We start from the raw sequence: 16,668 nt of genomic DNA, 5'->3' as shown, positions 1-16,668 counted from the left end.
GTGGTAGAAATTCAAGTTGCCAACCCAGGTAGCACATTAGGTGAAGCCATCGGCGCGTTAATTGAGCGCGAAGTCAACAGAATTTTACGTCCTATTGCTGAAGAAAATAATTGTGTATATGTTTCAGCAGGCCGCCCCAACCCACGAACTGGAAAAGCAACGAAGTTACTGCTGAAAGATACAGCAGGTAATAGCTACAACATTGACTCTGTAATTGCAAATCAGCAAATGCAGCCTTTAGTTCTCATTGAATCAAAATACATTCGCTACAAAAAGCATAACCGAGACAAAGGAAGCTGGATTTGCACTGCCCATTACAGTTTAAGACGTACTTTTCCTACTGTCCGAAAATCAATCGCTGTTTTAGCAGGTAGCTGGAGCGGTAGTTCTAAAGCAATGATGCAGAGCTTTGATGTCAGTCTTTTTGAGATTGGATTCCAGAAGATTGTTGAGACGTTAGCCTTCTACGAAATTATATTCAATTGGGGAGAGAAAGAAAGAGATAAAGCAATCGCTGCTTGGCAAAGATGGCAGCAGTTGAGTGAAGACCAGTATGCTGAAATTGCTTGTTCGTTGCTCACTGATATTGAACCTCAGTTGCGCCTTGCTTTAGGAGAAACGCTGGACACCACAATTCCGCGATCGATTCAAGAAGTTGAAGTTACGATCGAAACAAATTTAGGTGAGTCAAGACGCTATATGTTTGGCTCTATCGCAGAAGCAGTAGATTTTTTAGAAAGCTTTGATGAAGAAGTAATCTTGAGTGATGAAAGCGGCCTTGCTCTTTGGCTCATTGAAGAAGATCAGCAATAGCTAGTTCTTTGACAATGTTACAATGCACTCTTTTAGAGCCACATCATGACGCTGTGGGTTGTCTTTCCACTTGCCTCCGCGTATGCGTAGATTTTCTATTTTATACGAAGCGAAGCCAATAGCTCTACCAATCTCACCAAGGTAAACATCTGTAGGAATGTAGATTCCATAGGGTGCAGAATCGCCAAGAATCATGATAAAAGTGCTACTGGGGCGAAGAACACGGTAGGTCTCTCTCATAACACGCAACATATCATTGAAATATCCAGCAACCATGATGTCGTAGCTTTTTTTTCCGCCTTTCAATAGGCGAAGTTTGGAAAGCTCAGCAATTTTAGGCTGTAACTCCGCAGCAACTTCGGGCGCAATCTGGCAAAGATCATCACTCAACAGTTTTTCCAGGTTGTAGTCCGATCGGTTAATCTGTGTAGTGGCGCTCATCATCAATCGATCGCGCACTTTTCTTGTAATATCCCCCCAACTACTCGCTTCGCCCCAAAAATACATCTCCAACCGAGTACGATCTGCGTAATCGTAATTGTTGAGGTAAGGTGGTGAAGTGAATGCTAAATCTACCGTTTCGTCATCTATAAGGTTTTGTTTTTGACGAGAATCACCAGAGATTAATACTGCATTTCCTCTGATAGAACTGCCCGTCTGCACTTGATACAAATCATCACGCATTTTATAAAGTTGAATTCTGTAAGCTTCAACAACGTTCAAGCTTTGAGTAGTTTTTGTGATTTTTCTTGCCTTCTGAGGAGCAATATAAGGCCATCCTGTAGCAACGTCCGCGATCGAGCGTAATAGATTCGTAAGTCCTAACCTAGCAAAGTTTTGAAAAGGATTTACAGGCAAAGCAGCGATCGCTTCTCGACAAAGATAAAGCTGCGCTAGCTTTTGATGGCTATAGCATTTACACACTAGCTCAGGAAAAATTTTGCTTACGCAAATATCAAGTAGGTTTGCGTCAGAAATAGAATTTTCAATTTGACTGATCAGCTTATCGATTTCAGAAGAGAGCGTGGAAAAATCAAATTCCCAAAATAGTTTTGTTTGAGCCACAAACTGAATAAAGGGATGCGCTTCTACGCCGAAAGAACTTATGCCCTTTCGCTTAGCTACAACATTTGTTGTGCCCGTTCCAGCAAAAGGATCGTAGACTATCATGCCTGGCCGGATGTTGTAAATTCTTAATGCTTCTTCTACTGCTTTGAAGGAAAATCCCGCAGGATAAGTGAACCAGCGATGAATGGGTGCGCGAAGAGAATCTTTGAATGTCCCCAAGTCGGCGCGATCGAACTTAATATTTTGATTATTGAAAACCTCGAGCGAGGAGTATGGAAATAAATTGAGTGTTAGTTGATTATTCAAGGAAATTTGCTTGTGATTCATCCCACAAAAGATATCACAATTTCCATAGCATCCAAAGCATATAACTGTAACCTACCGTGCCTAGTGAACAGTGGAAAAAACCGTAGAAGAGCGATCGCCCCCTCTACGGTTTTCTGTTAATTCGTCAGCAAATTACAGTCCGGCCATCACCTCACGGGCAGCGGCGATCGTGCAATCGATGTCCTCATTGGTATGTGCCAGCGAGGTAAATCCGGCCTCGAATTGCGAGGGAGCCAGGTAAACGCCGCGCTCTAACATGCCGCGATGGAAGCGAGCGAATTTGTTAAGGTCTGAGTGTTTGGCGTCTTCGTAGCTGTGGACAGGACCTGCGGTGAAGAAGAAGCCGAACATGCCGCTGATGTTGCCGCCGCAGGCTGCGTGTCCCGTCTCTTTTGCCGCTCGCAGCAGACCGTCCGCGAGCTTTTTGGTGATGCGATCGAGTTGTTCGTAAGTTCCGGGACGCTGCAACAGTTCCAGCGTTTTGATTCCCGCCGTCATCGCCAGCGGATTGCCCGACAGCGTTCCCGCCTGATACATCGGACCTGCGGGAGCCACCATCGACATAATGTCGCGCCGTCCGCCGTATGCGCCGACAGGCAAACCGCCGCCGATGATTTTGCCCAATGTCGTCAGGTCGGGCGTGACGCCGAATTTTTGCTGTGCGCCGCCGTAAGCGATGCGAAATCCGGTCATCACTTCATCAAACACGAGGAGTGCGCCATATTCGCGAGTCAGTTCGCGCAGACCTTCGAGAAATCCGGCGTCGGGCGGAATAAATCCGGCATTGCCGACGATCGGTTCCAAAATCACGCCCGACACCTGATCGGGATTTTCCTCAAACAGCGCTTTCACGGCCTGCAAATCGTTGTACGGCGCGGTTAGCGTATTGGCCGTTGTCGATTTCGGTACTCCGGGCGAGTCCGGCAGTCCCAGTGTAGCGACGCCCGATCCGGCCTTGACCAAGAACATATCGGCGTGACCGTGATAGCAGCCTTCAAACTTGATTACCTTGTCGCGTCCGGTAAACGCTCGCATCAAGCGCAACACGGCCATGCAAGCTTCGGTTCCCGAATTGACGAACCGCACCATTTCAATGCTCGGCACGGCGTCGATCACCATTTCGGCCAAAACGTTTTCCAGGTAGCAGGGTGCACCGAAGCTCGTGCCTTTTTCGAGGACTTCGTGCAAAGCTTGCGTCACTTCCGGGTGCGCGTGGCCGCAAATTGCGGGTCCCCAAGAGCCGATGTAGTCAATATATTCGTTGCCGTCTACGTCCCAAATGTGCGATCCTTTGACGCGATCGAACACGATCGGCTGTCCGCCCACCGACTTGAACGCCCGCACCGGGGAATTCACGCCTCCGGGCATCAATTTTTGGGCAGCGGCAAAAATTTCTTCTGATCGGGTGGTTTTTAACGTTGCAGTGTTGACCAAAACACGCTCCTCAGTTAGGTGTTGACGACGGCGAAGTGCATCGGTTCGCCAAAGTTGCATCCTTCATTATCCTAGCGAGGGAGGGCGATCGACGTGTTGTGTTGTAAAGCTTCAGGTTTGGGTCGATCGCCCTGTTCAGCATGTATCAACCCAGAATCAAACCGCTGCGGGCAGGCAGTTCGATCGCCAAAGTCGAATCATCCCAGCGAAATTCCCCATCGCTATACAGCTTTTCCTGCGCTTTGAGCGAATCTACTTCAAAGCTCACCTTCATCTCCGCCGTTCCCACATTTACAACTACAATCACCACATCACTATCAAGAACTCGCGCAAACGCATAAACTGTTCCTTCGGCATACAAAACGCGATAGTCTCCGGTGCGTAAAGCAGGCCGTTTGTGACGCAAATCAATGAGATCGCGGTGATACAAAAACACCTCTTGATCCCACTGCGCTTCGAGCGGAAAACCGCGCCGTGAATCGGGATCGAGCGCTCCAGGCAAACCGACTTCATCGCCGTAATAAATGCTCGGTGCGCCCGGAAATGTGAGCAGTAAAAGCGTTGCGAGTTTGACGGAATCTCGATCGCCCCCCGCAATACTCAACAGCCTTGCTGTGTCGTGACTCGCCAGCAAATTAAGCTGCGTCAGTTGAATTTCCCAGGGATAAAGCGCGAGTAATTCTTGAATTTGTTCAGCATATTCTTTGGCGAAAATTGGCGGATAGGGCGTGTAGGAACGGCTTTCAACTTGTGAAATATCAACGCGATCGCCCGCCGTAAATGCGATCGTCGGAGCCGTAAATAAATAGTTCATCACGCCGTCAAACTGTGTGCCGTCCAGCCATTGCCGCGAATCTGTCCAGACTTCTCCCACGATGTAGGCTTCAGGATTGATCGCTTTGACGCGATCGCGAAATTCCTGCCAAAAGCCTTCTGCGCTAATTTCAAACGGCACATCCAATCGCCAGCCGTCAATGCCAAATTGAATCCAATATTCGGCAATTTCCATAATGTATTCGCGTACTTCTGGATTTTCGTGATTAAACACGGGCAGAGCGCGATTATTATCCCAGCCGCGATAGTTTGCCGGATATTCGCCGTTATAAGGTGACAAAGGCCAGCCTTCAATGTGGAACCAATCGAGCCAAGGGGAATGCGGCCCATTTTCGAGAATATCGTGAAAGAAAAAGAAGCCGCGACTGGCATGATTGAACACGCCATCTAGAACAACTTTGATGTTGCGATCGTGCGCCGCATTCAGCAATTCTTTGAATGCCGGATTGCCGCCTAACATCGGATCAACCTGATAGTAATCGTGCGTGTGGTAGCGGTGATTGCTAGCAGATTGAAAGATCGGCGTGAAATAAACGGCTGTAATTCCTAAGTCCTGCAAATAGTCGAGCTTGTCGATCACGCCCCACAAATCTCCGCCCTTGTAGCCTTGCAGCGTTGGCATTGATTCCCACGCTTCCCAACTGGCATTTTTGAGCAGTTTCTTGTGCGGATGTTCGCTGCGGGCAAATCGATCGGGAAAAATTTGGTAGAAAACAGCGTGCTTTACCCAGTCCGGCGTTTGAATCTGCATAGGGGCTACAACATTTGCAAATCTTTACAGCCGTCGATTTTAGCGATCGCACCACTCGATAACGTCTGTCTTTGGGTGCGATCGCTACAGCGTCCGCGCTGAGAACGTATCGCACTGGCTCGGATCACCTGTCTGTAAACCGCGTGCAAACCACCGCGCCCGCTGCTCGGAACTGCCGTGCGAAAACGATTCGGGATCAACATAGCCTCTGGTTTTCTGTTGAATGTTATCGTCTCCGATCGCGCTAGCAGCATTGATCGCTTCTTCGATGTCGCCCTGTTCCAGGATTTGGCGCGATCGATCGGCGTGGTGCCCCCACACTCCGGCGTAGCAGTCGGCCTGAAGTTCCAGCCGCACCGAAAGTTCATTGGATCTGGCTTCGCTCGATCGCTGCCGCAGCGAATTAACTTGACTCAGAGTTCCGGTGATGTTTTGAACGTGATGCCCGACTTCATGCGCGATCACGTATGCCTGAGCAAAATCGCCGGGAGCCTGAAAGCGATTTCGCAGTTCTCGATAAAATTCCAGGTCGATGTAGACCGTTTGGTCGCGAGAGCAGTAAAACGGCCCTGCTGACGACTGCGCGACGCCGCAGCCAGATTGAACCGCATCCGAAAAGATCACCAGCTTCGGCTCAACATACCTTTCACCGTTTTGAGCGAAAATTTCGCCCCAAGTGTCTTCGGTATCTCCCAGCACCGCGCTGACAAACTCCACCATCTGATCGTCTTGGGGCGATCGATTTTGCGGCGCTTGAATTTGGGGATTTTGGGCAGCCTGGTCAAACACCACGCTTGGATCGCCGCCCAGAAACGCCACAATCAGCGCAATCACGATCGTGCCCAGCCCGCCACCGACAACGGGTGCAGACAACCCAGAACCCCGCCGATCTTCGACATTGGTGCTTCTGCGACTTCTCCGCCAGTCCATGCTCAACAGCCCCCCAAAAGTAAAGTTTTCCGCAAAGCGCGATCGCCATCCAAACTGATCAATAAGCTAATCATTTGGCAAGCTCAGTGCTTCTACCCAAGAGCTTAGCTTTGCTGCACGATCGAAAGATTTTCTTTTCGCTTCCCTTCAGATTTTCAAATTGTGAACGGCCAGTGTGAATTTGCAAACGAATCCTGCTGGCGAACGCATTCTCTGGTAGATAAATAAAGACTTGCATTGCTCACGGAACAAATTGAGCGATCGCGCCCCTCCTGAATTGTTCACTTTTTCACCCAGCCGATGAAACTCTTGATTCGACGTTGGCATCGATCGCTCCGCTACTTACTGTTGATTGGCTTGACGCTGATGGCGATCGGGGCAAGCCAGTGGCCTGCGGCGATCGCCCAATCTGCCCTACCGGAAATTCGCGGCGTTTGGATGACGACGAACGACACGGACATTCTGCGTGACCAAACCAAGCTGCAAGAATCCGTCAGTCAGTTGGCACGATTGAACTTCAACACGATCTATCCGGTTGTGTGGAATTCGGGCTATGTGCTGTATCCGAGTGCTGTTGCTCAGCGAACAGGCATTCAGCCGTTTGTGCGGCGCGGCTTGCAGGGGCAAGACCCGCTGGCCGATCTGGTGACGCAGGCACATCGCCGCAATCTGTTGGTTGTGCCCTGGCTGGAGTTTGGCTTTATGACTCCGCCAATGTCGGAATTGGCAATGGCGCATCCTGACTGGCTGACGCAGCGTCGCGACGGCAGCCAAACCTGGATTGGGGCGGCGGGCGAAGTCGTGTGGCTCAATCCGTTTCATCCGCAGGTGCAGCAGTTGATCACCAGCTTGGCGATCGAAGTGATGACGCAATATGGCGCGGACGGCGTTCAGTTTGACGACCACACCAGCTTGCCGAACGAATTTGGCTACGATCGCTACACGCAAGCGCTCTACAAGCAGGAAACCGAAAAAGACCCGCCCGCCAATCCACAAGACCCGGAGTGGGTGCGCTGGCGAGCCGACAAGATCACCGCCTTCATGACGCAGCTACATCAGGCAGTGAAGGCGCGAAAGCCAAATGCGATTTTTTCGATCGCCCCCAATCCCTACGTTTCCGCTTACAACAGTTCATTGCAAGACTGGCTCACCTGGCTGCGTCGCGATTTGATTGATGAGTTAATCGTGCAAATCTATCGCCCGGATCTGCAAAGCTTTGTCGAGCAAATCAGCCGCCCGGAAATTCAAGAAGCGCGGCAAAAAATTCCGACCGGGGCGGGCATTCTCACCGGACTCAGAAATCGTCCCGTTGCGATGCCGTTTGTGCAGGCCAAGGTGCGAGCCGCTCGCGATCGCGGTCTGGGCATGTGCTTCTTTTTCTACGAAAGCCTGTGGGACAACGGCCAGGAACCGCCTGCTGAGCGGCAATCGGCGTTTCAAGCAATGTTCTATCGTCCTGCTGCGCGATCGCTTCCGGTTGCGCCGCTCCGTCCCACACCCACGCAAACCGGAGTCTAGGACGATCGGGTAAACGCTAAGGCAAATCGATCGATTCCCGCTAAATCAGAATGAATTTCAATCTGCTGATAGCCGTGCTGCTGCAACAAATCGCGCACGGCTTCAGCTTGACCAGACATCATTTCGATTAGCCACAGGCCATTCGATCGCAAATATTTGGGCGCTTCGATCGCGAGATGCCGAATGGCTGAAAGTCCATCTGTGCCACCGTCGAGCGCGAGTTGCGGTTCATGCAGGCGCACTTCCGGCTGGAGGTCGGCCAGCATTGCAGTCGGAATGTAAGGTGGGTTGGAAACGATCGCACTCAGTTGGCCTTGCCAAGGCGCAAGCGGTTCAAACCAGCGACCGTGATGAAACTGAATGCGATCGAAGTGCAGAGCCGTTGCGTTTGCCTGCGCGATCGCCAGAGCTTCCGAACTGATATCGACGGCGTGAATTGTCGCTTCGGGAAGCGCGGCAGCCAGACCGATCGCGATCGCGCCGCTCCCTGTTCCCAGATCTGCCCAATCGCCCCTCATCAGATCAGCGGATTTCGCAGCTTGAACGGCTAGATCGATCAGTAGTTCCGTTTCGGGACGGGGAATCAAAACAGCGGGCGAAACTTGAAGGGAAAACTGTCGCCAGGGTGTGGACTGCGCGAGGTACTGAACCGGGACGCGATCGCCAATTCGACGCTGCCATAAGGCTTCGAGTTCCCTCAGGTCGAACGGTAGCTCGATCGCCTCCGGAAGCGAATTTAAGCGGAGACTGAGGCGATCGAGTCCGGTCAGCGCTTGCAGCAGCCAATCGACCTCGGCAGGTGAAATGGCTGCGGCGATCGCTTGCTGCTGAGCGGTTTGCCGCCACTGGGCGATCGCTGCCGCGCTGACCCAAACCATTACTGCTGCGGCTGCGGTTGAGGTTGCCCCTGCTGCGGCTGAAGCTGGCGGATGTAGTCGATCGATTCGCGGGGTGGCACGAGCAGAATTTGGCTGGCGGCGGCGTCTTCACTTTCGCGCAACTGTTCGATGATGCCTTCCAAGCTGGTGACTTGAATGGTCATTTGGCTGGCGACATCCGGCTGCTCTTGCTGGAGTCGATCGATCGTGGCCTGCAAATCTTCGCGCTTGAAAAACAGCAGCACGGCAGCTTGCTCGCCCTGTTGAATGCTGAGGTAGCGATCGCCTTCGTTCGACAATCGCGCCATAAACAGCGGCACACTGTTGAATTCCTGAACGTTTTGGCCGCTTTGCTGCAACAGCGTCACGGCAGTTTGCACTTGCGGCTGCATCGGCACAAACTGAAAGCGCAAATCCGAATCTTCGCTGCGGCGAGCAAGCTGATAAACTTCGGCTAGCGAAACCGGAGACACCTGCACCGACTGCCCAAGCTGCGGATTGTTTTGTCTCAAGCTGGTGAGAAAGTTGGCGGCGTCTTGCTGGCTGATGAATACGCCCGTCACGGATTGGTCTTGGCCTTCAGCCCTCGCTTCGAGCGGTGCGCCGCGCTGGTCGGTGAGCATGAAAACTGGAACGCCTCGAAGCTGCTCCATCACCTGCTCGTCAGTCAAAGCAAACGCTCGCTGAATGCCAACTTGCAGCGTCGTCAGCATGACGCCACCCATTAAGCCTAAAGCGGCACTCCATCGCAACAAAGACTTCATAAACTGCTCCTGGGATTGCTCCAGAAAAACGTCAAATCGAAAGGGCGACTGCCAAAGATGCAACTTCGGCAGAAAAACATCAAAACAGATACGGTCAGGGAATCAGCAATGTAAATTGATAGCGATCGATCGCAACCATTCAACATCGCTTCTTGAAGCAGTTTATAATCTCCTGCCGATCCTTAACTTCACAGTTATTCACATTTCGGAAAATACAAGCAAAGCAGCTTGTCGCGTGAATCCGCAAATCTTGACTTGATCGCCTACAAATAGTTCCACCGCTCGGCCAGCTTTCAAATTGCGCTATTGTGGCAACTGATATAGTCGAAGAAATGATTTGACCTCTAACCGCAGGTCGATTGTTGGCTACCTGAGCGGAGCTTGGCGATCGATGCGGTGTACTTGTTGATTCAGCAAGCAGAGGTTTGTTTGCATTCCTTAAAAATTCTGTCTGCGCTGCCCTTTTCACTTCTAAATCCTCACAATGAAACGCAATTTCCATCAATTCGTAACGCGCCCGCTGACCGCTGGAGTTTCGCTGCTGCTGCTGCTGTCAGCTTGCCAATCTGCCCCGAACAGCGGTGGTGAATCAACCAGCGGTGAAGCCAGCAGTCCTGCTGCCGAAGGAGGAGATGGTGCACTCAAACTTGGAACCGTGCTGCCAATTACCGGAGATTTGGCGCAGTATGGCGGGCCAATGCAAGATTCGGCCAGCTTGCTCGTGGAAACGGTGAATGCCTGCGGCGGCGCACTTGGTCAGCCTGTGCAGCTTATTTCGGAAGATGACCAAACTGAGCCGTCTGCCGGAGCCGCAGGGATGACCAAATTGGCGGAGGTCGATCGCGTCGGTGGCGTGGTGGGCGCGGCGGCAAGTTCGGTTTCGAGTGCGATCGTCGATATCGCCGTCCGCAACCAGGTGATGCAGATTTCTCCTGCCAGCACCAGCCCCGTCTTCACCGAACGAGCGGAAAAAGGTGACTTTGATGGCTTCTGGGCGCGGACGGCTCCGCCCGACACCTATCAGGGCGATGCGCTGGCGCAATTGGCGCAGCAGCAAGGCTTCAAGAATGTAGCGATTCTGGCGATCAACAACGACTATGGCAACGGCCTAACGCAGTCGTTCACCGCTGCATTTGAAAAATTGGGCGGCACGGTCGTCAACAAATCTGATCCGGTGAGCTACGCACCCGATGCCACCACGTTCGATTCGGAAGTCACCTCGGCTTTTAGCCAAAAGCCAGATGCCGTGATGATCGTGGCGTACCCTGAAACAGGCAGCATCATCTTGAAAGCGGCTCAAGAGCAAGGCTTGCTCGACGGCAATACCAAAATTTTGCTCACCGACGGCATGAAAACCAACGATCTCGCCAACCTCGTCGGCAAAACGGGTGACGGTGGTTTTATCGCAGCAGGTGTTCTCGGTACGGCTCCCAGCGCAGGCGGCCCCGGATTCGAGCAGTTCAACCAGGTGTATCGCGCCAAGTTCGATCGCGCTCCTGCCGTCTACGACCCGAACACCTGGGACGCCACCGCCCTGCTGGTTCTTGCTGCCGAAGCTGCCAAATCCAACACGGGCGAAGCCATTCGCGACAAGCTGCGCGAAGTTGCCAGCGGCGGTGAGAAAGTGACCGATGTTTGTCAAGCACTGGAACGGGTTCGCGCAGGCCAAGACATTGATTTTGACGGCGCTAGCGGTTCACTTGACCTGAACGAAAATGGCGACGTGACGGGCACGTATGATGTCTGGACGATCGCAGACGACGGCAGCTTGAAGGTGCAGAGCAAGATTACGGTTGGTGGATCGTAGAGGGGTGTCGGGGATCGGGTGTTTTGCTGACACCTAACACCCGATCCCCGATCGCCTACTCCTGCCAATCGATCGCCTCCTGCCGAACTGCCGCCAGTTCCTCATCGGAAAAGCGCTCCAGGCTTCGCAGAATCAGGCTGATGCGGCCTTGGTCTTTCAGCCGGACGCGATGGCGATCGAGGAAGTTCCAGTAGAAAAAGTTGAACGGACAGGCGCGATCGCCCGTTCGCACTTTGGGGCTGTAGGTGCAGTTGCGGCAGTAGTTGCTCATGTTGTTGATGTAGTTGGCGCTGGCGGCGTAGGGCTTGGAGGCGAGCAGGCCACCGTCCGCATATTGCCCCATGCCGATTACGTTCGTTTGCATCACCCAGTCATACGCATCAACAAAGGCGGCGTGAAACCAAGATTCGATTTCTTGGGGCGAAATGCCTGAGATCAAAGCGAAGTTGTTCAGCACCATCAAGCGCTGAATGTGATGGGCGTATCCGGTTTCGCGGACTTGCGAAATGATCTGATGCAGGCAGTTCATTTCGGTTTCGCCTGTCCAGAAAAAGCCGGGGAGGGGGCGATCGTGCCCGAACCAGTTGCGATCGCGATAGTCATCATCGGCATACACATAAACGCCGTGCATATATTCGCGCCAGCCCATCACCTGCCGCACAAATCCTTCGACGCTGCTCAAGTCCCAGTGGGAATTCGTTTCATAAGCAGTCGCAGCGGCTTCCACCACTTCCAAGGGATGCAGCAAACCGATGTTGAGATAGGGCGAGAGCATCGCGTGCCACATGGTTTGCTCGCCCGTCACCATCGCGTCTTGATAGGGGCCAAAATCTGAAAGTCTGGTTTCGATGAAAAATTCCAAAACCTGTAGCGCTTGCTTGCGGGTCACGCCCCAGCGGAACGGCTCGATCGACCAGTATTCCTGACTTTTGGCAAATCGATCGTCGTTCTTAATCCAGTCGATCACCTCTTGCGTGATTTTGTCCGGCTCAAACCACAGCGCTTCCGGTAGAGTGAGCTTACCTTTCGGCGGCTTGCGGTTGTCGCGATCGAAATTCCACTTGCCGCCCTTCGGCTGATCCCCGACCATCAGAATATTGAAGCGGCGGCGACCTTCGCGGTAGAAATCCTCCATAATCAATCGTTTGCGCGATTTTGCCCAATTCACAAACTCGTCGTCCTGCCAGATGTAGCGGTTGCTGGGCACGATCGACACCTTGCAGGGCAGTTCCCACGCTTGCAGCATTTGCTGAAACGGGCGATCGACAGGCTGCATAATTCGCAGTTCGGTGATTTGTCGGGCGCGAATCCACTGAATCAGCGGAGCCTCGAAGCTTTCTTCGATCGCGTAATCCACCTGCCAGCCTTGCGATCGCAGTTCTTCGGCAAAGTGGCGCATCGCTGACCACACCAGGACGATTTTTTGCAGGTGAAACGGTCGCTCTTGGGCATGGGCGATCGATTCGATCATCAAGACGGGCGTATGGCGATCGCAAGCTTGCAGCGCGGCCTGTCCTGTCCAAAGCTGATCGCCCAAAACCCAAACGCCAACGCTCATCGATCGATCCTCTACTGAAAACTTTCAGGATAGAACATTCGATCGAGTGTGATTCAGGTAGGTCTTTTTGGAATACTAGTAGGTCTTTTAGCAGTATTTGTAGTAGGCTTTGAAAAACACTGGGCAAACGCTGATGGAGCTACAAATTAAGCTAGATTCGATCGAACTGGATTTTGTGACAACGGCAGCAGCGACTTTCGGAACAAACGGATTGTCCGACTATGCAAAAGCCGTCACGATCGCGGCAAGCGAAATCGTGATCGTCAATCGAATTGATCAACTGCGACCGCTGGCTGAGAGCCTGCCGGATGCGAAAGCGAGTCTAGAAACGCTGACTCGTGCGCTTGAAACGGCTTGGGCGATCGGTTTGCCGGAGGTAAATTTGCAAGTCGGAGAAGATTTAACCGATGTCGATGAACTGATTGCCCGTCTGCGAGATCTGCTGTCAGATCTGCAAGCGTTCCTCAGACGGCATCACTCTTGATCGTCGTCTTCGATCAAGCTGGGATAAGCATTAATCGTTGCCTGTAACATCAGTTGGCTGACTGGCATTCCCCGCTGTTTCGCGATCTTCTTCATACGATCGGCGATCGGACGCGGAACCGTGACTTTGATTTGAATTGATTTTTCTGGATCTAGCGTCATCACTGGCAAGGCAACCTGTGCGCCTTCATTGTATGGCTTGCACTACACCTGTTCGTCTTCCAGCAAACTCGGATGCGCGTTGATGGTTGCCTGTAGCATCAGTTGACTGACTGGCATTCCCCGCTGTTTCGCGATCTTTCTCATGCGATCGGCGATCGGCTTTGAAACCGTCACTTTAATTTGAATCGCTTTGCTGGGGTCTGAAGGCATCGCTTTGAGGGCAACCTGTGCGCTTTTCATTGTATGCCTTCATGCGCCGCTACTTTGAGGCGCATAGCTGCTTCCGTTATCGGCAGGTTGCCCGTCCCCAGCGACCGTCATAGCCGATCGAGACTTGATCGCCAGATTGCACGGGGCGATCGGAGAGATGCACGAGAACAACATCCGCCGCAGCAGCCACCGCGCCGCGCCAGATGCCTTGTCCTCGCGTATTTTTGCCGCTGTATCTCAGGTTTGAGGTGAGAACGTTGGTAGAAGTGCGGGGACGAAATTCGACACGATTAAAGCCGCCCTCGCGAGTATAGAACGCCGTGAAATCCACTGAATTTTGAATGGTGCCGCGACAGGTCAGCGACAAAGTGCCCAGATTGGGTTCAACGGGCTGAGAAATTGCACGGTTGCTGATCAGATTGGTGAACAGCAGGCCAGACGCGATCGCAAACAAAGCGGTCTTTTGCAAAATTAGCATCACGAGTTTCCTCACAACTGATATTTCAGAAGTAACACGCTGACCGATCGCCCCCTGACCCGTTTCAAAAACTTAAACCCGATAAAAATAGTCGGGTATATTTGACGGTGATTGTAGCTCGTGCTACCGTCAGTTTCATCAATGAGAAAAGCAATTTTACCCAGTCGATTCAATCTATGACTCAGGCAACCCACAGCACAACCGCAGCAACCGCGCTCACCTGCAAAGAATGCGGAGCGGAATACGAACTCAAGGCCACGCACGTCTGCGAATACTGTTTTGGCCCCCTCGAAGTCAGCTACGACTACAGCCAGCTTCAGCGGACGGTGACACGGCAGACGATCGAAGCTGGCCCCAACTCAATTTGGCGCTATCGTCCGTTCCTTCCCGTCCAAACCGACAACTATATTGATGTCGGCACCGGAATGACCCCGCTGTTGCAGGCCAATCGCTTAGCTCGCCGCCTGGGTCTGAAGCGCCTGTTCATCAAAAACGATGCGGTCAACATGCCGACCTTGAGCTTCAAAGATCGCGTCGTCTCGGTTGCGCTCAGCCGCGCTCGCGAACTGGGTTTCTCGACTGTTTCTTGCGCCAGCACGGGCAATTTGGCAAACTCGACGGCAGCGATCGCCGCTCATGCCGGACTCGACTGCTGCGTGTTCATTCCCGCCGATCTGGAAGCCGGAAAAGTGTTGGGAACCTTAATCTACAGCCCAACCGTGATGGCCGTGCAGGGCAACTACGATCAGGTGAACCGCTTGTGCTGCGAAGTCGCCAACACGCACGGCTGGGGCTTCGTCAACATTAACCTGCGTCCGTACTACTCGGAAGGCTCGAAAACCTTAGGCTACGAAGTGGCCGAACAGCTTGGCTGGCAACTGCCCGATCACATCGTTGCGCCTCTGGCATCCGGATCGCTGTTCAGCAAAATCTATAAAGGCTTCCAGGAATTCATCAAAGTGGGTCTGGTGGACGAAAAAGCCGTCCGCTTCAGCGGCGCACAGGCTGACGGCTGCTCCCCGATCGCCCAAGCCTTTGCCGAAGGTCGCGACTTCATCAATCCGGTCAAGCCCAACACGATCGCCAAATCGATCGCGATCGGCAATCCGGCTGATGGCGTCTACGCGCTCGAAATCGCCCGCAAAACAAACGGCAACATCGCCTCGGTCAGTGATGCCGAAATCATCGACGGCATCAAGCTTCTGGCCGAAACTGAAGGCATCTTTACGGAAACCGCCGGAGGCACGACGATCGCCGTTCTCAAAAAGCTGGTCGAAGCCGGAAAGATCGATCCCGACGAAACCACAGTCGCCTACATCACCGGAAACGGCCTGAAAACCCAAGAAGCCGTCCAAGGCTACATCGGTGAACCGCTCACCATTGAACCCAAACTCGACAGCTTTGAACGCGCTTGGGAACGGGCGCAAACGCTCGATCGCCTTGAATGGCAGCAAGTTTTGGTTTAGATTCGCAAACAACGACCCGACTCTCTCAATTGCCAACTCTCATGACTGTCAAAGTTCTCATCCCTACACCGCTGCAAAAATTCACGCAGGATAAAGCCACCGTCGAATGTGATGGCGGCACGATCAACGAACTGCTCGATTCGCTTGAGCAGAACTGTCCCGGCATCAAAGCCCGACTGTGTGACGACCAAGGACAACTGCGCCGCTTCGTCAACTTCTACGTCAACAGCGAAGACATCCGCTTTCTCGATGGCGCAAATACCGCTTTGAAAGAAGGCGATGAAGTCAGTATCGTTCCGGCTGTGGCAGGCGGCTAAGCTGACCTGATTGCTCTCATTGAAAGATTCAAGGGTTGATTTGCCGATCGATCGTGTTCTGCGGCGAGTCAACCCTTTACTATTAGGAATGTTGCGCTTATCGTTTCGCCATGCCAGAAGAAGAGAATCAGTCTCCCAATAGCTCTGAGTCGGCTGCTCCCACCCCCAGCACTGAGGGAACCGTGCCTCCCGATCCGGCTCAAGAAAACCGCAAGCGCAAAGAAGACGACACCGAAACGGTCATCCAGGAAAACATCAACAGCATTTCCGAAGCAACGGCTAGCTCGCTGCCCTCAGCCAACAAACCTGACCAAGAAGCGACAGGTCCCGCAGGTCGCGCTCCGTCTCGCGCTGCCAAAGCAGGCAAATCCGAAGTCGAAGGCGATCCAGCAGGCATCGAAACCGCTTCAACTGAGGACAAACCTGCCAAAGCGCCAAAAGCCGCCGCCAAAGCGAAAAAAGAACGTCCGCCCGCAGTGGAAGACAAGCCGTTTGCGGAATTTATCAATCAAGACTTTTTGCCCAGCCTGACCAAAACCCTGTCGAATCAGGGCATCACAGACCTGAAGCTGGAACTGGTGAAGAAAAAATTGCCTGTGCGTGGTGTTGACGATACCGACATTTGGCAGGTGATCGGCTTTTGGAACAACGGCCAGCGGCAGTTTATCATCGGCTTCCTCAAAGAAGACATCAACGCCCAAAAAGTCTTTTGCTGTGCCGAATACGGAGCCAGACCAAGCCTGCTGGAGTCGTTCATGATCGACGAGCGCAAAGTTTCGCTCGATCTGATGCTGCTCTACACCTTGCAGCGACTCAACGGCCAAAAGTGGCTGGTGATGAATTAGCGGACAATCAAATTAGCTTCGATCG

At 52.7% G+C, this 16,668-nt stretch carries 17 protein-coding genes; 7 read left to right on the top strand and 10 right to left on the bottom strand.

Going from position 1 to position 16,668, the window contains the following annotated elements:
- Entirely contained in the window at positions 1 to 813 is an 813-nt protein-coding gene (locus H6F67_RS21935; RefSeq protein WP_190768779.1) for a hypothetical protein, read from the top strand.
- On the opposite strand, the gene H6F67_RS21930 is transcribed toward H6F67_RS21935, so the two are convergent.
- The 4 genes from H6F67_RS21930 to H6F67_RS21915 form a co-directional block, all read right to left on the bottom strand.
- Complete coding sequence (locus H6F67_RS21930) at positions 814 to 2,187, bottom strand: DNA methyltransferase (protein ID WP_190768778.1); 1,374 nt, start codon at positions 2,185 to 2,187, stop codon at positions 814 to 816. It abuts the gene before it with no gap.
- A 153-nt stretch (positions 2,188 to 2,340) separates the two neighbouring features.
- Positions 2,341 to 3,702 carry a glutamate-1-semialdehyde 2,1-aminomutase gene (gene hemL, locus H6F67_RS21925; RefSeq protein WP_396798745.1) on the bottom strand — a complete coding sequence of 454 codons (1,362 nt, stop codon included), beginning with the start codon at positions 3,700 to 3,702 and terminating at the stop codon, positions 2,341 to 2,343.
- 85 nt (positions 3,703 to 3,787) lie between these two features.
- The gene (locus tag H6F67_RS21920) at positions 3,788 to 5,227 is read right to left on the bottom strand and encodes a glycoside hydrolase family 13 protein (RefSeq protein ID WP_190768777.1); all 1,440 of its coding nucleotides are present in this window, start codon (positions 5,225 to 5,227) and stop codon (positions 3,788 to 3,790) included.
- A gap of 84 nt (positions 5,228 to 5,311) precedes the next feature.
- Complete coding sequence (locus H6F67_RS21915; RefSeq protein WP_190768776.1) at positions 5,312 to 6,157, bottom strand: neutral zinc metallopeptidase; 846 nt, start codon at positions 6,155 to 6,157, stop codon at positions 5,312 to 5,314.
- A 300-nt stretch (positions 6,158 to 6,457) separates the two neighbouring features.
- Here H6F67_RS21915 and H6F67_RS21910 point away from each other — a divergent pair, with 300 nt between their 5' ends.
- Positions 6,458 to 7,675 carry a family 10 glycosylhydrolase gene (locus H6F67_RS21910; RefSeq protein WP_190768775.1) on the top strand — a complete coding sequence of 406 codons (1,218 nt, stop codon included), beginning with the start codon at positions 6,458 to 6,460 and terminating at the stop codon, positions 7,673 to 7,675.
- Here H6F67_RS21910 and prmC read toward each other — a convergent pair.
- Positions 7,672 to 8,553 carry a peptide chain release factor N(5)-glutamine methyltransferase gene (prmC, locus tag H6F67_RS21905; RefSeq protein WP_190768774.1) on the bottom strand — a complete coding sequence of 294 codons (882 nt, stop codon included), beginning with the start codon at positions 8,551 to 8,553 and terminating at the stop codon, positions 7,672 to 7,674. The genes H6F67_RS21910 and prmC overlap by 4 nt on opposite strands.
- A complete protein-coding gene (locus H6F67_RS21900; RefSeq protein ID WP_242020751.1) occupies positions 8,553 to 9,317 on the bottom strand; it encodes a Tic22 family protein in 765 nt (254 codons plus the stop codon). The genes prmC and H6F67_RS21900 overlap by 1 nt, the downstream gene beginning before the upstream one ends.
- A 484-nt stretch (positions 9,318 to 9,801) precedes the next feature.
- On the opposite strand from H6F67_RS21900, the gene H6F67_RS21895 reads away from it, so the two are divergent.
- Positions 9,802 to 11,124: an ABC transporter substrate-binding protein gene (locus H6F67_RS21895; RefSeq protein ID WP_190768773.1), complete on the top strand. Its 1,323-nt coding sequence runs from the start codon at positions 9,802 to 9,804 to the stop codon at positions 11,122 to 11,124.
- A 55-nt stretch (positions 11,125 to 11,179) separates the two neighbouring features.
- Here H6F67_RS21895 and H6F67_RS21890 read toward each other — a convergent pair whose 3' ends face one another.
- Complete coding sequence (locus tag H6F67_RS21890) at positions 11,180 to 12,682, bottom strand: cryptochrome/photolyase family protein (protein ID WP_190768772.1); 1,503 nt, start codon at positions 12,680 to 12,682, stop codon at positions 11,180 to 11,182.
- A gap of 109 nt (positions 12,683 to 12,791) precedes the next feature.
- On the opposite strand from H6F67_RS21890, the gene H6F67_RS21885 reads away from it, so the two are divergent.
- Complete coding sequence (locus H6F67_RS21885) at positions 12,792 to 13,166, top strand: hypothetical protein (RefSeq protein ID WP_190768771.1); 375 nt, start codon at positions 12,792 to 12,794, stop codon at positions 13,164 to 13,166.
- Here the strand turns inward: H6F67_RS21885 and H6F67_RS21880 are convergent.
- From H6F67_RS21880 to H6F67_RS21870, 3 genes are read right to left on the bottom strand one after another with little or no spacing between them, the layout of a single operon-like run.
- Positions 13,157 to 13,327: a hypothetical protein gene (locus H6F67_RS21880; protein WP_190768770.1), complete on the bottom strand. Its 171-nt coding sequence runs from the start codon at positions 13,325 to 13,327 to the stop codon at positions 13,157 to 13,159. The genes H6F67_RS21885 and H6F67_RS21880 overlap by 10 nt on opposite strands.
- A gap of 42 nt (positions 13,328 to 13,369) precedes the next feature.
- On the bottom strand, positions 13,370 to 13,567 hold the full coding sequence (locus H6F67_RS21875) for a hypothetical protein (RefSeq protein ID WP_190768769.1): 198 nt from the start codon (positions 13,565 to 13,567) through the stop codon (positions 13,370 to 13,372).
- A 46-nt stretch (positions 13,568 to 13,613) separates the two neighbouring features.
- The gene (locus H6F67_RS21870; protein ID WP_190768768.1) at positions 13,614 to 14,015 is read right to left on the bottom strand and encodes a hypothetical protein; all 402 of its coding nucleotides are present in this window, start codon (positions 14,013 to 14,015) and stop codon (positions 13,614 to 13,616) included.
- 176 nt (positions 14,016 to 14,191) lie between these two features.
- Here H6F67_RS21870 and thrC point away from each other — a divergent pair, with 176 nt between their 5' ends.
- From thrC to H6F67_RS21855, 3 genes are all read left to right on the top strand, one after another.
- Positions 14,192 to 15,481 (top strand): threonine synthase, encoded by a 1,290-nt coding sequence (gene thrC / locus H6F67_RS21865; RefSeq protein WP_190768767.1) that lies wholly within the window; start codon positions 14,192 to 14,194, stop codon positions 15,479 to 15,481.
- Between the two features lie 41 nt (positions 15,482 to 15,522).
- Entirely contained in the window at positions 15,523 to 15,798 is a 276-nt protein-coding gene (locus H6F67_RS21860; RefSeq protein ID WP_190768766.1) for a ubiquitin-like small modifier protein 1, read from the top strand.
- 110 nt (positions 15,799 to 15,908) lie between these two features.
- The gene (locus H6F67_RS21855) at positions 15,909 to 16,643 is read left to right on the top strand and encodes a DUF2996 domain-containing protein (RefSeq protein ID WP_190768765.1); all 735 of its coding nucleotides are present in this window, start codon (positions 15,909 to 15,911) and stop codon (positions 16,641 to 16,643) included.
- The last annotated feature ends 25 nt before the right edge of the window (positions 16,644 to 16,668 follow it).

This window comes from Microcoleus sp. FACHB-1515 (assembly GCF_014696105.1).
Taxonomy (GTDB): Bacteria; Cyanobacteriota; Cyanobacteriia; order Elainellales; family Elainellaceae; genus JAAUTJ01.
The sequence above is the reverse complement of the archived record's forward strand: the minus strand, read 5'-3'. Positions and strand labels throughout refer to the sequence as shown.

What these genes read in the sequence shown, in the direction of transcription:
- H6F67_RS21870 (WP_190768768.1), bottom strand. Translation starts at nt 14,015, where the DNA reads ATGCTAATTTTGCAAAAGACCGCTTTGTTTGCGATCGCGTCTGGCCTG.
- hemL (WP_396798745.1), bottom strand. Translation starts at nt 3,702, where the DNA reads ATGCAACTTTGGCGAACCGATGCACTTCGCCGTCGTCAACACCTAACT.
- H6F67_RS21900 (WP_242020751.1), bottom strand. Translation starts at nt 9,317, where the DNA reads ATGAAGTCTTTGTTGCGATGGAGTGCCGCTTTAGGCTTAATGGGTGGC.
- prmC (WP_190768774.1), bottom strand. Translation starts at nt 8,553, where the DNA reads ATGGTTTGGGTCAGCGCGGCAGCGATCGCCCAGTGGCGGCAAACCGCT.
- H6F67_RS21875 (WP_190768769.1), bottom strand. Translation starts at nt 13,567, where the DNA reads ATGAAAAGCGCACAGGTTGCCCTCAAAGCGATGCCTTCAGACCCCAGC.
- H6F67_RS21860 (WP_190768766.1), top strand. Translation starts at nt 15,523, where the DNA reads ATGACTGTCAAAGTTCTCATCCCTACACCGCTGCAAAAATTCACGCAG.
- H6F67_RS21855 (WP_190768765.1), top strand. Translation starts at nt 15,909, where the DNA reads ATGCCAGAAGAAGAGAATCAGTCTCCCAATAGCTCTGAGTCGGCTGCT.
- H6F67_RS21920 (WP_190768777.1), bottom strand. Translation starts at nt 5,227, where the DNA reads ATGCAGATTCAAACGCCGGACTGGGTAAAGCACGCTGTTTTCTACCAA.
- H6F67_RS21915 (WP_190768776.1), bottom strand. Translation starts at nt 6,157, where the DNA reads ATGGACTGGCGGAGAAGTCGCAGAAGCACCAATGTCGAAGATCGGCGG.
- thrC (WP_190768767.1), top strand. Translation starts at nt 14,192, where the DNA reads ATGACTCAGGCAACCCACAGCACAACCGCAGCAACCGCGCTCACCTGC.
- H6F67_RS21880 (WP_190768770.1), bottom strand. Translation starts at nt 13,327, where the DNA reads ATGACGCTAGATCCAGAAAAATCAATTCAAATCAAAGTCACGGTTCCG.
- H6F67_RS21890 (WP_190768772.1), bottom strand. Translation starts at nt 12,682, where the DNA reads ATGAGCGTTGGCGTTTGGGTTTTGGGCGATCAGCTTTGGACAGGACAG.
- H6F67_RS21895 (WP_190768773.1), top strand. Translation starts at nt 9,802, where the DNA reads ATGAAACGCAATTTCCATCAATTCGTAACGCGCCCGCTGACCGCTGGA.
- H6F67_RS21910 (WP_190768775.1), top strand. Translation starts at nt 6,458, where the DNA reads ATGAAACTCTTGATTCGACGTTGGCATCGATCGCTCCGCTACTTACTG.